The following is a 15,018-nucleotide window of genomic DNA, read 5'->3' as shown; positions in this document are numbered from 1 at the left end:
GACTTCCGCGTGGCGATTGAGACTGGGGGTTTGCGATGAGTCGTATCGTGCCTGATTCCGGACACACCTGGAGGGTGGGGGTTGCGCCAGGCATATTCCCCACCGTAGCCCACGGTATCGCTTTGTTTCGGCGGCCGCTGGATTTTCTGAATTCCTTACCCGCTCACGGGGATCTGGTCGAGGTGCGCCTGGGTCCGCTGCGCGCCTGGGTGGTGTGCCACCCGGAGCTGGTCCATCAGGTACTCATGGACGCGCGCACCTTCGACAAGGGGGGTCCGCTCTACGACAGGCTGCGGACGCTGTTGGGTGACGGCGTCGGCACATGCCCTCATCAGGCCCATCGGCGGCAGCGCAGGCTTCTCCAGCCCGGCTTCCGCAAGGCCCGTGTCGCCGATCAGACGGAACTGATGGGCGAGGAAGTGGAGTCGGTGTGCCGCGAGTGGCGGGCGGGGCAGGAGGTCGACGTCAGCGCGGCCATGCTGACGCTGTCGGCGCGGGTGATCGGCCGCGTCCTGTTCTCCGACTCGCTGGACGCCACGACGGCCGCCGAGGTGCACAGTTGCCTCGTCACCATCGTGCGCGGCCTGTTCCTGCGGACGGTGGTGCCGGTCGATGCGCTGTTCCGGGTTCCCACGCCCGCGAACCGGCGTTTCCGGGACGCTTCCGAGCGGCTGCGCGCGATCGTCGACACGGCCATCGCCGAGCGCCTACGAGGTACTCCCCCGAGTGACCGGGACGACTTGTTGGACGTACTGCTGTCGGCCGCGCGGAGTGAAGGCGAGGCGGCGGCGATCACCGAACAGGAAGTCCGCAGTCAGGCGCTCACGCTGATATTCGCCGGAGCCGAGACCACCGCCCTGTGTCTCGCCTCCGCCTTCGATCTCCTGGCCCGGCATCCCGAGGACGAACGCCGCCTGCACTCCGAGGTCGACACCGTGCTCGCCGACGGACGGCCGCCCGGCCGCGACGAGTTGCCGCGGCTCGTCCACACGCGGCGCGTCGTCACCGAGACGCTTCGCCACCGCCCGCCGGGCTGGCTCTTCACCCGGGTCACCACCAAGGAGACGGCTCTCGCCGGGCAACGTCTTCCGCGGGGCGCCACCGTCCTGTACAGCCCGTATCTCCTCCACCATGACCCCGCCTCGTTCCCCGACCCCGACCGCTTCCTCCCCGACCGCTGGCGTCCGGAGCGGGCCGTCGCGGTCCCGCCCGGCGCGATGATCCCGTTCGCGGCCGGCACCCGGAACTGCATCGGCGAGACGTTCGCCATGGCGGAGGCCACGGTGGCCGTCGCGTTCATCGCCCGCCACTGGCGGCTGCGCCACCTGCCCGGACACGTCGCACGGCTGCGCCCCGCGGCGTCCTTGGGGCCGCGGGGTCTGGTGATGGTCTGCGAACCGCGAGCACAACGGCCGCCGGCCACACCGCCTCGGGCGACCTCTCTCGCACCCCGGGCCACGGTGACCCCCGTCGTCCACGACCCCGGAACGGCAGGTGGCGACGGTGTCCACGACGCATGAGGAAATCGCGGTCGCCGCACCGCGCGGAATTCCCGCCCTCAATCTGCGGGAACTGATCGACACGAACCTCTACATGCCCTTCCCGTTCCAGAGCAATCCCCACGCTTCCGAAGCGGCGGTGGGCGTCGAGAATTGGCTGAGGACCTGGGGGCTCACCGACGATCCGGCGGTGGCGGCCATGATCTCCTATACCCGCCCCGCCGAACTCGCGGCCTACAACAGCCCGGCCGTGGATTCCGGTCTCCTGCAGATCATGGCCAACCAGATTGCGTACCAGTTCATCTTCGACGACCAGGCGGAAGACATAGGTCTGCAGCGGCCCGGCCGGCTGCTGCCCATGCTGTCCGAGAGCGTGAGGATCCTGCGGGACGGCCAACCGCCCGACACCGCGCTCGGGGCCGCCCTGGCGGATCTCCAACGGCAGGTCCAGGAGCGGTGCACACCCGCTCAGGCCGCGCGTTGGGCCTGGAACAGCCGTGAGTACGTGCACGGTCTGCTGCACGAAGCGGTGGCCCAGAGCCACTCCGCCCCGCTGGGGAGCGGGCTGTGCCGGTCCATACGCTCCCTCATCGCGGGCATCGAGCCGTTCCACCCGCTGTGCGAGGCCGCGCAGCCCTACGAGCTGGCCCCGGAGGTACTCCGGCATCCCGTCGTCCGGCGCCTGGGGCGTCTGTCGGTCGACGCGGCGGTGTGGATAGCCGACCTGTTCTCCGCCGTGAAGGAGCAGCGGGCCGGCGGCGTGATCAATCTGGCCCTGGACTACCAGCGCGCGCACCAGTGCTCCCTGCCGGAGGCGGTCAGGCTGGCCATCCGGCGCATCAACAGCACGATCGGCGAGTACGAGGAGCTCTACGATGAGATCAGGCCGGAGTTGAGCCCCAGCGGCGTCGGCTATGTGGACGGCATGGGCGGCTGGATCCCCGGTTGCTACTTCTGGTCCCGTACCGTGCCACGCTACGCGGACACGATGGCGGCATCCGCCGTGCCCTGAGCCCCTGCCCGGCCGGTCGCCCGCAGCGCGGTTCCCGTTCGGGAGCGCGAAATTTTACCCAAAGCGCCGGGATTTGAACGCCGGCTGCGGGAAAGTTCACCCTTCCCTGTCGACCTCCTGTTCCACCCCGTCCAAGGGGTGTCCATGAGGGCGTACGCTCGCCCCCGTCCCGCGGGGAGCAACGACAGGAAGCGGTGGACCACATGGCCCATGGGCTGCGGCAACCAACCACCGAACACCGGCCTCTACTCGAACGCGACCGGGAACTGAAGGCGATCGACTCCGCGTTGTCCGGCCTCCGTGACGCCGTCGACGGCGTGTCCCGGGCGCCGCGCGGCGGATTGCTCGCCTTCACCGGCGCGGCCGGTCTGGGCAAGACCACACTCATCGCGGCGACGCGCGCCCGCGCCGCCGCACTCGGGCTCACGGTGATCTCGGGCACGGGCGGCGAGAAGGAGCAGGGCCTGGCGTTCCGCGTCGTCCGCCAGGTCCTGCAGCCCACCCTGGCCACGATGGGCGAGACGGAACGCCGGGAATTCCTGGGCAGTTGGTACGGCATCGTCGGAGCCGCGCTCGGCCTGGAGGCGACGGACAGCACGCAGATGCCGGACCCGACGGGCGTGCGCGACGGCCTGGACTGGGTGATGACGCGCCTCACGGTGATGAACGCGCCCGTCGTTCTGCTCCTGGACGACCTGCACTGGGCCGACGCCGAATCCCTCGACTGGCTCGCCTCCTTCGCGCCCCGCGTCGCGGACCTCCCGCTCCTGATGGTCGCCGCCTACCGACCCGACGACCTCCCGCCCGACGCGACCTCCTTCCGCACCCTCGTCGAACGCCACGAGGAGCGCCCTCACGCGCTGTCTCCGCTGGGCAGGGACGGTGTGGCGCGGATCGTCAGGAACGAAGTGGGTGAGGAAGCCGAGGACGTGTTCTGCGGCGAGTGCTGGACGGCCACCGGCGGCAGCCCCTTCGAGGCCGTCGAACTGGCCATCAGGCTCCGCGAACGCCGGGTGAAGGGCACCCAGGACGAGCTGCCCGTGATCGGCGACCTGGCCGCGGCGGTCAAGGGCCCGGGACTGATCGAGCGCCTTCACCGGCTCGGCACGAGCACCGTCCGCTTCGCGTGGGCCGCCGCCGTACTGGGTGGGTCCTTCTCCCCCGAACTCGCCGCCGGCATCGCGGTGGTCGGCAACGAGGACGCCGCCGAGGCGACCCGGAAACTGCGCGCCTCCCGCATCCTCGCGGACGGCGAAGGACCCGGCCGCAGCCTGGCGTTCGTCCACCCGTCGATCGCCACGACGATCTACCACGACATCCCCTCCGGTCTGCGGGTCGGCATGCACAACGCGGCCGCCGACGCCGCCCAGGCGGCGGGGTTCGGCCCCACGGCCGCCGCCCGGCACCTGCTGGAGGTGCCCTGCGACGGCCGGCCCGAAGCGGTCCTGGTCCTGCGTGCCGCCGCGCGTGAGTATCTCCGCGCCGGTGCCCCGGAGGCCGCGCGTCGCGTGCTGACCCGGGCGCTGCGGGAACCGCCGCCCGCGGAGGACCGCGCAGCTCTCCTGCACGAACTCGCCTGCTCGACCTTCCTGATCGAGCCCACGGCGACGGTCAGCCACCTCCAGGAGGCGCTGGCGGAGCCCGGAATCGACCCCGAGCTCCGCGCCTCCATCGTCTACCGGCTGGCCCAGGCGCTGGCCAACACCGACCGGCTGACCGAGGCCGCGGCCGTGGCCGCCGACGAGGCGCGGCGGGCCCCGAATCCGCGTATCAAACTGCGTATGCAGGCCGATCACTTCGTGTGGAGCGCGTTCCGCGCGGACGAACCCGACTCGTCCGCCCGCTCGCGCCGACTGGCGCGCCTTGCCGACAAGCTGACCGGCCGCGGCCTGGAGGAGCGCTACATCCTGGGCCTGCGGGCGTGGGACGCCCTGGTGCGCGGCGAACCGCGGCAGACCGCCCTCCGGCATGCCGAGGAGGCGCTGCGCGGCGGGATGAGCTGGACCGATGAGAACCGCGGCTTCGAGGTGCCCGTCGCGGTCGCCCTGCTCTTCATGTACTGCGACCAGCCATGGCGGGCCGAGGACCTGTTCACCAAGGGCATGGCCGAATGCGAGCACAAGGGCTGGAGCGGCTCCCATCTGGCGCAGGGGCAGACCCTCTCCGGCTACATCCGCTACCGTCGCGGCTGTCTCTCCGAGGCGGAGGAGTTCGTACGGGCCGGGCTGCACACCGCCGAGCGCGTCGAAGGCGCGGTACCCGCCCAGTGGTTCGCCATCGGCATCCTCATCCAGATCCTGCTGGCCCGCGGGCGGACCGAGGACGCGCGTGAGCTCGCCGACGCCCATCACTACGGCGATGTGGTCCCGAACGCCGTGATCTTCCCCGATCCCCGCACGGTGTACGCCGAACTGCTCCTGGCCGAGGAGCGGTACGCGGAGGCGGCACGGCTGTTGTCCGCCGTCGGGGACTGGCTGGAGTCACGGAACTGGCGCAACCCGGCGTGGTGTCCGTGGCAGCTGGACCTGGCCTCCGCTCTCGCCCGCACCGCCCCCGAGAAGGCGGTCCGGCACGCTCAGGACGCCGTCAAGCGGGCGCGGGACTTCGGTGCGGCCTCCGCGATCGGGCAGGCGCTCTCCGTCGAGGCCGAGGTGACCGGCGGTCCGGCCGCGCTCGATCTGCACGCCGAGGCCGTCGAGTACCTGGAGCGCTCCCCCGCGTCGTACGAATTGGCGCGTGCGCTCGTGGGGCACGGCGCCGCGCTGTCGCGCAACGGACGGGTGCAGGAGGCCGCCCACCGGCTCTACCAGGGGCTGGAGAGCGCGGTTCACTGTGGTGCCGAGGGCCTGGCCGTCCGGGCCAGGCAGGAACTCTCGGCGGCCGGGCTGCGACCGCTGCCGCTGCGCTACGCACAGACGGACACCCTCACCACTCGGGAACGCCAGACGGCCGAACTGACCGTTCAGGGCCAGCCGGAGGCGGTGATCGCGAAGGAGCTGCGTCTCACCGAGCAGGGTGTGCGGCAGCTGCTGTCCTGCGTCTATCGCAAGATCGGCACCGACGCGGCGGGCCTCGCCCAGGCTCTGGAGACCTTCCCGTGCCCTCGGACATGACCCGCTGACGCCCCGCGCCCACGATCACACCGGCCGGGTGCGCCCCTCCCAGTACGGATCGCGCAGCCGCCGCTTGTACAGCTTGCCGTTGGGATCGCGCGGCATCTCGGTGATGAAGTCGACGCTCTTGGGCCGCTTGTAGCCGGCGAGCTGTCCCGCGCAGTGGTCGAGTACGGCGGCGGCGAGGTCGGGGCCGGGTTCATGTCCGGGGGCCGGCTCGACGACGGCCTTGACCTCCTCGCCCCAGTCGTCATGGGGGATGCCGAATGCGGCGGCGTCGGCGACGGCCGGGTGGGCGAGCAGGACGGACTCGATCTCGGCCGGGTAGATGTTGACCCCACCGGAGATGATCATGTCGATCTTGCGGTCGCGGAGGAAGAGATAGCCGTCCTCGTCGAGATAGCCGAGGTCGCCGACCGTGAAGAAGTCCCCGATGCGGTTCTTCTTCGTCTTCGCCTCGTCCTTGTGGTAGGCGAAGCCGCCGGTGTTCATCTTGAGGTAGACGGTGCCGAGTTCACCCGGCGGGAGCCGGTTGCCGTCGTCGTCGAAGACGGCGAGTTCGCTGATCGGCCAGGCCTTGCCCACCGTGCCGGGCTTCTTCAGCCAGTCCTCGGCGGTCGCGAAGGCACCACCGCCCTCGCTCGCGGCGTAGTACTCCTCCACACAGGGGCCCCACCAGTCGAGCATGGCCCGCTTCACATGGTCCGGGCAGGGGGCGGCGCCATGGATGGCGTGCCGCATGGAGGAGACGTCGTAGCTGGCCCGTATCCCCTCCGGGAGGGCGAGCAGACGGTGGAACTGGGTCGGGACCATATGGGTGTGGGTGCACTTGTGTGTGTCGATGACACGGAGCATCTCTTCGGGCGTCCACTTGTCCATCAGCACCAGGCGGTGCCCTATGTGGAGGGATGCGCCCGCGAACTGGAGCACTGCTGTGTGGTACAGCGGTGAGCAGACGAGGTGCACATTGTCGTCGAACGGTTTGATGCCGAAGATGCCGAGGAAGCCGCCCAGGTAGGCCTCTTCGGGGAGTTTGCCGGACAGCGGGCGGCGGATGCCGCGGGGGCGCCCTGTGGTGCCGGAGGTGTAGTTCATGACCCAGCCGAGGGTGCGGTCGTCGGGCGCCGACTCCGGTTGTCCTTCGAGGAGTTCGGCGTACGGCCGGAAGCCCTCGACCTCGCCGACCGCGTACCGGTGGTCGGCCGGAAGGCCCGCTTCCTCGGCGGCCTGGCGGGCGGGCTCGGCGTAGCGCTCATGGGCGATGAGCACCTTGGCGCCGGAGTCGGCGACGATCCAGGCGATCTCGGGGCCTACGAAGTGATGGTTGACGGGGACCAGGTAGAAGCCGGCCTGGGACGCGGCCAGGTAGGCCGTGAAGAACTCGACGCCGTTGGGGAGGACGACCGCGAAGGCGTCGCCGCGCCGCAGGCCCGCCGTGCGCAGGCCGTGCACTAGGCGGTTGGTGGCCTCGTGCAGGCGTCCTGCGGTCCAGGCCTCTCCGTCGGGCGCGACGAGGACCGTGCGGTCGGGGTCGGCGGTGGCCTGGGCCCAGAAGCCCACGGGCGGGGTGCTGACGGCGTGTGCGGCGGAGGTGCTGGTCACTGGCCGCTCCTTCCGGCGATGCGGTTGATGCGGTCGACGGCCTGCTCGAAGCCCCGGGTGAGGTCGTCGACGACGGCCTGGACGGTGCGTTCGCTGTTCATACGGCCGACGATCTGGCCGACGGGTGTGCCGAGCAGCGGTGCGACCTCGTACTTCTGGATCCGGGAGACGGCGTCGGCCACGAGGAGTCCCTGGAGGGGCATGGGGAGGGTGCCGGGTCCGTTCGGGTCGTCCCAGGCGTCGGTCCACTCGGTGCGCAGCTGGCGTGCGGGCTTCCCGGTCAGGGCCCGGGAGCGGACGGTGTCGCCGGAGCCGGCGGCGAGCAGCTTCGCCGTCAGGCCGGGTGAGTGCATATCGGCTTCTGTGGTGGTCAGCCATATGGAGCCCAACCACACACCCTGGGCGCCGAGACTGAGCGCGGCAGCCACCTGTTGGCCGCTGCCGATGCCCCCGGCCGCGAGCACGGGCAGCGGGTCGACCGCTTCCACCACTTCGGGGGTGAGCACCATGGAGGCGATCTCACCGGTGTGGCCGCCGGCCTCGTATCCCTGGGCGACGACGATGTCGATGCCCGCCTCCTTGTGCTTGCGGGCATGCCGGGCGCTGCCCGCGAGCGCGGCGACGAGGACACCGCGGTCATGGGCGCGCTCCACGACGTCAGCGGGCGGTGAGCCGAGGGCGTTGGCGAGCAGCTTGATGGGGTAGTCGAAGGCGACGTCGAGCTGGGTGCGGGCGACCTGCTCCATCCAGCCGGTGATACGCCAGCCGGAGGCCTCCCCCTCGGCGAGTTCGGGCACGCCGTACTTGGCGAGAGTGTCCTGGACGAACTGCCGGTGCCCCTCAGGGATCATCGCCTCCACGTCGGCCTCGGTGACGCCCTCCACCTTCTTCGCCGGCATGACGACGTCCAGGCCGTAGGGCCGCCCGTCGACATGTGCCTCGATCCAGTCGAGGTCGCGTTTGAGGTCGTCGGGGGCGGTGTAGCGGACCGCGCCGAGCACTCCGAAACCGCCGGCCCGGCTGATGGCCGCGGCGACGGCGGGGAACGGCGTGAAGCCGAAAAGGGCGTGCTCGATTCCCAGTTTGTTGCTCAGCTCCGTCTGCATGGGCGCAGGATGCCGGAGTCCTCCGGAGGAGGGAAGGGGCTTTCTGATGCTCCGTCAGTTTTCTGCCGCCCCTGGGACGGGGCACGCACGCCTCATTGACACGGCCACCCCCCGACAGCAAGGTTTCACGATGACCGATGAGGTGATCCCGAGACTTACCCGCCGTCAGCTGGGAACCCTGGCCCTGGGCGGCGCCCTGGCCATCGCCCCCTTACCCGCAGGACCGGCGGCCGCCACCGAGAACGCCCGCCGTACCACCTTGCGCCACGGCTCCCCCGAACGTGCAGGCCTCCTCCCCTCTCACCTCCGCCAACTCGTCACCGACGCTGAGGCGTTCCTGGGCCCCTCCCCCAAGTACCCCTGGTACGCGGGCGCCGTGCTGCTCGCCGGCCGTGGCGGCACCGTGGCGCTGCACGAGCCGATCGGCATGGCGGTGCGCTATGCGGCGTACGACGAGAAGACCGACACCGGCGTCGAGTTCCCGGCCGACCAGCAGCTGCCCATGTCTCAGGACACCGTCTTCGATCTGGCCTCGGTCTCCAAGCTGTTCACCTCGATCCTCGCCGTACAGCAGATCGAGCGGGGCAACCTGGGGCTGGAGGCGAAGGTCGCCTCGTACCTCCCCGACTTCGGTCGCGCGGGCAAGCAGGACATCACGATCCGTCAGCTCCTCACCCACACCTCGGGGTTCCGCCCCTGGATCCCGCTGTACGCAGCGCCGACGTACGAGGAAAAGCTCCAGCTCATCTGGAACGAGGCGCCGCTGAACCCGCCGGGGACCGCGTACCTCTACTCGGACCTGAACCTGATCTCCCTCCAGCTGGTCCTGGAGGAGATCACCGGCCGCAGCCTGGACACGCTCCTCCACGAGGACATCACCGGCCCGCTCGGCATGCGCCGCACCCGCTACAACCCGCCCGCCGCCTGGAAGCCGAGGATCGCCGCCACCGAGGACGCCCGCAAACCCTGGTCAGGCCTTGACCGGGGTCTCGTCTGGGGCGATGTGCACGACGAGAACGCCTTCAGCCTCGGCGGGGTCGCGGGCCACGCGGGCGTGTTCTCGAACGCGTGGGACCTCGCGGTCCTCGGCAGGACGCTGCTCAACGGCGGTGCCTACGGCCGCTCCCGCATCCTCGAGCCGGAGTCGGTCGACCTGATGTTCACCGACTTCAACACCAACTTCCCCGGCGACGAGCACGGCCTCGGTTTCGAGCTCTACCAGCACTGGTACATGGGCGCGATGGCGACCCCGCGCACCGCCGGACACACCGGCTTCACCGGCACCTCGCTCGTCCTCGACCCCACGACCGACTCGTTCCTGATCGTGCTGGGCAACTCGGTCCACCCGGTGCGCAGTTGGCGGACCGGCTCGGCGCCCCGGGTCGCCGCCGCCAACAACATGGCGCGCGCCGTGCCCGTACGCCCACGACACGGTCGTACGGCATGGTTCTCGGGCATGGCGACCGCCACGACCGCGACCCTCGCGCTCCCCGCGCTCGACACGTTCGGTGGCGACGCGCGGCTGTGCTGCGCACTTTGGTGGGACACCGAACCCCAAGCGGACGGGCTCACCCTGGAGGCGACGACCGACGGCACCACCTGGCAACCGCTGCCGTTCACGACGAGCCGCCACGGCGAGCCGCCGCAGGCCCACCCGACCGGCACGGTCACCGGCTGGTCCGGCCGCGTTTGGCACCGGCTCACGGCACGGCTGCCCGAGCATCGGCAGCTGACGCTCCGCTGGAGGTACAGCACCGACCGGCTGTACGTGGGCCGGGGCGGGTACGTCGACGGGCTGCGCGTGGAGAGAGCGGACACCGTCCTCTTCGACGAGGCCCGGCCGGCGGACGCGGCGCGGATCAGCGCGAGTGGCTGGACGGCGTCGGCGGACTGACGGCTCAGCTCTGTTCCGCCTCCAGCACCGCCATCGCCGCGTTGTGTCCGGGCACCCCGCTCACCCCTCCTCCGCGCACCGCGCCGGCCCCGCACAGCAGCACGTTCGCGTGCGGGGTCTCCACGCCCCAACGGCCCGTGCCTTCCTGGGCGTACGGCCAGGCGAGGTCGCGGTGGAAGATGTTGCCACCGGGCAGGCGCAGGTCGCGCTCCAGGTCGAGCGGGGTCTTCGCCTCGATGCAAGGCCGGCCGTCGGCGTCGGTCGCCAGGCAGTCGGCGATCGGCTCGGCGAGGTGGGCGTCGAGCTGGGCGAGGGTCGACTTCAGGAGTTCCTCGCGTACGGCGTCGTTGTCGTGCGCGAAGAGCCTCGCCGGGGTGTGCAGGCCGAAGAGGGTGAGGGTCTGGTAGCCCTGTTCGACCAGGTCGGGGGCGAGGATGGTCGGGTCGGTCAGCGAGTGGCAGTAGATCTCGGACGGGGGCGCGGCGGGGAGTTCGCCGGCGGCGGCCTGGGCGTGGGCGGCGGCCAGCTGGTCATAGCCCTCGGCGATGTGGAAGGTGCCGGAGAACGCCTCGCGCGGGTCGACGGAGCTGTCGCGCAATCGGGGCAGGCGCTTGAGCAGCATGTTCACCTTGAGCTGGGCGCCCTCGGCCGGGGCCGGGGGCGTGTCGCCGGTGAGGGCGGCCAGGTCCTGCGGGGAGGCGTTCACCAGGACGTGCCGGGCGGCGGCGACGCCCTCGCCGTCCGCCGTACGGAAGCTGACCTCCGCCGTACGGCCGTCGGTGTCGATCCGTACCGCCTCGTGCCCGGTGACGATCACGGCCCCCGCGTCGCGCGCGGCCGTGGCGAGGGCGTCGGTGAGGGCGCCCATGCCGCCGACGGGGACGTCCCAGTCGCCGGTGCCACCGCCGATCACGTGGTACAGGAAGCAACGGTTCTGCTTGAGCGAGGTGTCATGGGCGTCGGCGAAGGTGCCGATCAGGGCGTCCGTGAGGACCACGCCCCGCACCAGGTCGTCGGTGAAGCGGTCCTCGATCGCGACGCCGATCGGCTCCTCGAAGAGGATGCGCCAGGCGTCCTCGTCGTCCACCCGGCGGCGCAGTTCCTCGCGGCTGGGCAGGGGTTCGGTGAGCGTCGGGAAGACTCGGCGGGCGACCTCGCCTGTCATGCCGTAGAAGCGCTGCCAGGCCGCGTACTCGCGCTCGCCGCCGGTCAGTCGTTCGAAGGCCTCCCGGGTACGCCGTTCGCCGCCGCCCACCAGTAGTCCGGTTGAGTGCCCGTCGCGTTCCACGGGCGTGTAGGAGGACACATCGCGGGTGCGGATCCGGAAATCCAGGCCGAGGTCCCGGACGATCTTCTTCGGCAGCAGGCTGACCAGGTAGGAGTAACGGGACAGCCGTGCGTCGATCCCGGCGAACGGCCGGGTGGAGACGGCGGCACCGCCCGTGTGGTCCAGCCGCTCAAGCACCAGCACGGACCGCCCGGCCCGGGCCAGGTAGGCGGCGGCGACCAGGCCGTTGTGCCCTCCGCCGACGATGACGGCGTCGTACGTACGGTGTCCCGGGGTTCCCTCGTGTGCAGGCATGGTTCTTCGTAACACGTGATGATCTAGGTGGGCCAGAGATGCGCGCGCGTCCGGAGTCAGGGGCCGCCCGTCGCCCGCTGCTGCCGCAGCACCGCCACCCTCCGGTACAGCTCGACCGCCTCCGCCTCCCGCCCCAGCTGCTGGAGGCAGTGGGCCTCGTCGTTGCGGCTGGCGAGGGTGTCGGGGTGGTCGGCGCCGAGGACGCGTTCGCGGGCGGCGGCCACCGTGCGGTACTCGGTGAGCGCGTCGGGCCAGCGGCCCAGCCAGCCGAGGCTCACGGCGACCTCGCGGCGGCTGACCAGGGTGTCCGGGTGGTCGGCGCCCAGTACTCGCTCACGGATCGCGCACACGTCGCGGGACTCGGCGAGGGCCTCCTCCCAGCGGCCGAGGCGGCCGAGGTTGACGCCGAGGCCGTGGCGGGCGCGCAGGGTCTCGGGGTGGGCGGTGCCGTGGACACGGGTCCGGTCGTCGACGAGGTCGCGGTAGAGCCGGAGCGCCTCCGCGCTGCGGCCCAGGCGGCCGAGGCTGATGCCGACCTCGTAGCGGGCGGCGAGCGTGTCCGGGTGATCGGGGCCGAGGGCCTGGGCACGGGCCTCGGCGACCTCGCCGTAGGTCTGCAGGGCTTCCGCCCAGCGGCCCAACTGGCCGAGCGCGTAGGCGACTTCGTAGCGCGTGACCAGCGTGTCGGGATGGTGCGGGCCGAGGATGCGGGCGCGGGCCACCGCTACCTCGTCGGCCATACGGTACGAGTCCTCCAGGCGGCCCAGCCTGCTGAGGTTGAAGGCGAGGTTGTGGCGGCAGCGGAGGGTGTCGGGGTGGTCGGCGCCCATGGCGCGCTCGCGAGCCACGAGCACCGATGTGTAGACCTGGTGCGCGTCGAAGTGGCGGCCCAACTGGCCCAGTACGTACGCCATTTCCTGGCGGGCGGCGAGTGTGTCGGGGTGGTCGGGGCCGAGGGCGAGGCTGCGGGCGCGGGCGACGTGCTTGTACTCGCGCAGGGCGTCGGCGGCGCGGCCGGTGCGGCTGAGCGTGAAGGCGAGCTCGTAGCGGCTGGCGAGGGTGTCGGGGTGGTCCGGGCCGAGCAGGTGCTCGCGCTCGGCGGCGACGGCCCGGTGCACCTCGCCCGCCTCCGTCCAGCGGCCGAGCCGGCCGAGGCTGAGCCCGGCGTTGTGGCGGGCGGCGAGCGCGGTGAGCGTCGCCGCGGACGGCGCGGGCGGCTCCTCGGATACGGCTCTCTCGTCGCGGCGTCCGGTGGCGGACCGCGGGATCCACTCGCCGGTCAGGCCGGCTCCGGCGTCCGGGGGTGTGGTGCGCAGTCCGGCGCCGGTGGCCTTGTGGCCGGTGGTCATGCCACGGGTCCAGGACGGCATGCGGGGCTGGCGGGCCACGGGTTCGGCGGGTGTCAGGGCCGGCTGCGGGGTGACGACGGTGGGCACGTACTCCGGTGTCGTACGGCCCGCCCCGATCCGGCGGCCCAACTCGCGTCCGTCGTGCGGGCGTTCCTCGGGGCGTTTGGCCAGCAGGTCGAGGATGACCTGCTCGAAGTAGGCGGGCAGTTCGGCGCGGTGGCTGCGTGGCGGGCGGGGCGGGGTGTCGCGGTGGCCGACGAGGATCGCCCAGGGGTCGTCGAGATCGAACGGCGGTACCCCGGTGGCGATCTCGTACAGCACGCAGCCCAGCGAGTAGAGGTCGCTGCGCTGGTCCACCTCCTCGCCGCCGATCTGTTCCGGTGACATGTAGTGCGGTGTGCCCATGGCGATGCCGGTGCCGGTCAGCCGGGAGGTGAAGCCGATGTCGTGGGCGAGGCGCGCTATGCCGAAGTCGCAGATCTTCACGGTGCCGTCGGGGAGCCGCATGATGTTCGCCGGCTTCAGGTCGCGGTGCACGATGCCCTGCTGGTGGGTGTAGGCGAGGGCGGCGGCGACCTGGTCGGCGATCTCGACGACGTCCGGGACGGGCAGCGGGTGGTGTTTGTTGTCCTCCAGGAGCTGGCTGAGGTTGCGGCCCTGGAGCAGCTCCATGACCAGGAAGAGGATGCCGTCGGACTCGCCGAAGTCATGGACGACGGTCACTCCGCGGTGCTGGAGGGCGGCGGCCACCCGGGCCTCGCGGCGAAACCGTTCCCGCAGGACACGGGTGAAGGAGTGGTCGTGGTGGGGCCCCAGCGGTTTGAGGCACTTGACGGCGACATGCCGGCCCAGTGACTCGTCGCGCGCACGCCACACCTCGCCCATACCGCCGCGCCCGATCAGTTCGAGCAGCCGGTACCGGCCCTGGATCAGCCTGCTGTCCCCCATCTCCCGCGCTCGCCCCCCGTGATGGTCCGCCCGCCCTCCCCCGGCTCGTCCAGTATGGCGAGCTATCGTCCGAGTTTGTACGGTGCCGGGCGCGAGCCGGGGCCGAGTCGTGCCATGGCGCGCAGGATGTGTTTGGGCGGGAGTTGCCAGCGCAGACGTGCGGGAACACCGCGCAGCAGGGTGCCCGTGACACGCAATTGACGGGTGACGGTGGCGGGTTTCGGGGCCGGTCTGCCGTACAGCTCGTGGGCGTACGGCGGCAGAGCGGCGTACGCCAGGTGCGCCACGCGCCGCCACAGCACCTCACGCGCCGGGACGAGAAGGGGATGCGTCGGCGGACGGAGCAGGAAGTCGTCCACGGCGCGTGCCCCGGGTCCGCAGGCCAGCTCGGGGCGGACCTTCTCGAAGTACGCCGCCATCTCGGCCTGGTTCGCCGGTACGGCGTCGGGGTCGAGGCCCACCAGGCGGGCGCTGACCCGCTGTTCGGCTATGTAGCGGTCGGCGAGCTCGTCGGTGAGACGGAGGCCGGAGCGGCGTGCGACATGGAGGTAGGAGTCGATCTCGGCGCAGTGCACCCACAGCAGCAGCTCGGGTTCGTCCACTCCGTATCGCTCCCCCGTGTCCGGGTCGGTGGCGCCCAGCATGCTGTGGATCTTGCGGACCCGGGCCCCGGCCTTCTCGGCGGCCTCGGTGGTGCCGTAGGTGATGGTGCCGACGAAGTTGGCGGTGCGCAGCAGCCGGCCCCAGGCGTCCTTGCGGAAGTCGGAGTTCTGCATGACGCCGCGCACCGCGCGCGGGTGCAGTGCCTGGAGGTAGAGCGCGCGGATTCCGGCGACCCACATCATGGGGTCGCCGTGCATCTGCCAGGTCACCGAGTTCGGGGTGAACAGCCCGGGATCTCCCATGCCCGCAG

General features: G+C 71.4%; 9 protein-coding genes. 4 read left to right on the top strand and 5 right to left on the bottom strand.

What is annotated here, in order from left to right:
• Window positions 1-35: 35 nt before the first annotated feature.
• The 3 genes from IE325_RS26950 (at window position 36) to IE325_RS26940 (ending at window position 5,624) form a co-directional block, all read left to right on the top strand.
• Entirely contained in the window at window positions 36-1,520 is a 1,485-nt protein-coding gene (locus IE325_RS26950) for a cytochrome P450 (RefSeq protein ID WP_190072666.1), read from the top strand.
• Window positions 1,504-2,511 carry a (-)-alpha-amorphene synthase gene (locus tag IE325_RS26945; RefSeq protein WP_229912061.1) on the top strand — a complete coding sequence of 336 codons (1,008 nt, stop codon included), beginning with the start codon at window positions 1,504-1,506 and terminating at the stop codon, window positions 2,509-2,511. Before IE325_RS26950 ends, IE325_RS26945 begins: the two co-directional genes overlap by 17 nt.
• A 203-nt stretch (window positions 2,512-2,714) precedes the next feature.
• Window positions 2,715-5,624, top strand: a complete 2,910-nt coding sequence (locus IE325_RS26940) for an ATP-binding protein (protein ID WP_190072664.1) — start codon at window positions 2,715-2,717, stop codon at window positions 5,622-5,624.
• A gap of 24 nt (window positions 5,625-5,648) precedes the next feature.
• Here IE325_RS26940 and IE325_RS26935 read toward each other — a convergent pair whose 3' ends face one another.
• Both IE325_RS26935 and IE325_RS26930 read right to left on the bottom strand, forming a co-directional pair.
• The gene (locus IE325_RS26935; protein WP_190072663.1) at window positions 5,649-7,226 is read right to left on the bottom strand and encodes an acyl-CoA synthetase; all 1,578 of its coding nucleotides are present in this window, start codon (window positions 7,224-7,226) and stop codon (window positions 5,649-5,651) included.
• Window positions 7,223-8,332 (bottom strand): NAD(P)H-dependent flavin oxidoreductase, encoded by a 1,110-nt coding sequence (locus IE325_RS26930; RefSeq protein ID WP_190072662.1) that lies wholly within the window; start codon window positions 8,330-8,332, stop codon window positions 7,223-7,225. Before IE325_RS26930 ends, IE325_RS26935 begins: the two co-directional genes overlap by 4 nt.
• Before the next feature lie 130 nt (window positions 8,333-8,462).
• Here IE325_RS26930 and IE325_RS26925 point away from each other — a divergent pair, with 130 nt between their 5' ends.
• Window positions 8,463-10,226: a serine hydrolase domain-containing protein gene (locus IE325_RS26925; protein ID WP_190072661.1), complete on the top strand. Its 1,764-nt coding sequence runs from the start codon at window positions 8,463-8,465 to the stop codon at window positions 10,224-10,226.
• 4 nt (window positions 10,227-10,230) lie between these two features.
• Here IE325_RS26925 and IE325_RS26920 read toward each other — a convergent pair whose 3' ends face one another.
• The 3 genes from IE325_RS26920 to IE325_RS26910 all read right to left on the bottom strand — a co-directional run bounded on the left by IE325_RS26920 (window position 10,231) and on the right by IE325_RS26910 (window position 15,010).
• Window positions 10,231-11,808: a phytoene desaturase family protein gene (locus tag IE325_RS26920; protein ID WP_190072660.1), complete on the bottom strand. Its 1,578-nt coding sequence runs from the start codon at window positions 11,806-11,808 to the stop codon at window positions 10,231-10,233.
• Between the two features lie 56 nt (window positions 11,809-11,864).
• Window positions 11,865-14,105 (bottom strand): serine/threonine-protein kinase, encoded by a 2,241-nt coding sequence (locus IE325_RS26915; RefSeq protein WP_190072659.1) that lies wholly within the window; start codon window positions 14,103-14,105, stop codon window positions 11,865-11,867.
• Between the two features lie 62 nt (window positions 14,106-14,167).
• Entirely contained in the window at window positions 14,168-15,010 is an 843-nt protein-coding gene (locus tag IE325_RS26910) for an oxygenase MpaB family protein (protein WP_190072658.1), read from the bottom strand.
• Between the last annotated feature and the right edge of the window lie 8 nt (window positions 15,011-15,018).

The sequence above is a fragment of the Streptomyces lanatus genome, from assembly GCF_014655715.1.
Lineage (GTDB): Bacteria > Actinomycetota > Actinomycetes > Streptomycetales > Streptomycetaceae > Streptomyces > Streptomyces lanatus.
Note: the sequence above shows the minus strand (reverse complement) of the source record. Positions and strands in the feature narration are given on the sequence as shown.

Bases quoted from the DNA above. Each gene is read 5' to 3' on its own strand.
- IE325_RS26950 (WP_190072666.1), top strand. From the start codon at position 36: ATGAGTCGTATCGTGCCTGATTCCGGACACACCTGGAGGGTGGGGGTT.
- IE325_RS26940 (WP_190072664.1), top strand. From the start codon at position 2,715: ATGGCCCATGGGCTGCGGCAACCAACCACCGAACACCGGCCTCTACTC.
- IE325_RS26930 (WP_190072662.1), bottom strand. From the start codon at position 8,332: ATGCAGACGGAGCTGAGCAACAAACTGGGAATCGAGCACGCCCTTTTC.
- IE325_RS26925 (WP_190072661.1), top strand. From the start codon at position 8,463: ATGACCGATGAGGTGATCCCGAGACTTACCCGCCGTCAGCTGGGAACC.
- IE325_RS26920 (WP_190072660.1), bottom strand. From the start codon at position 11,808: ATGCCTGCACACGAGGGAACCCCGGGACACCGTACGTACGACGCCGTC.
- IE325_RS26915 (WP_190072659.1), bottom strand. From the start codon at position 14,105: ATGGGGGACAGCAGGCTGATCCAGGGCCGGTACCGGCTGCTCGAACTG.
- IE325_RS26910 (WP_190072658.1), bottom strand. From the start codon at position 15,010: ATGGGAGATCCCGGGCTGTTCACCCCGAACTCGGTGACCTGGCAGATG.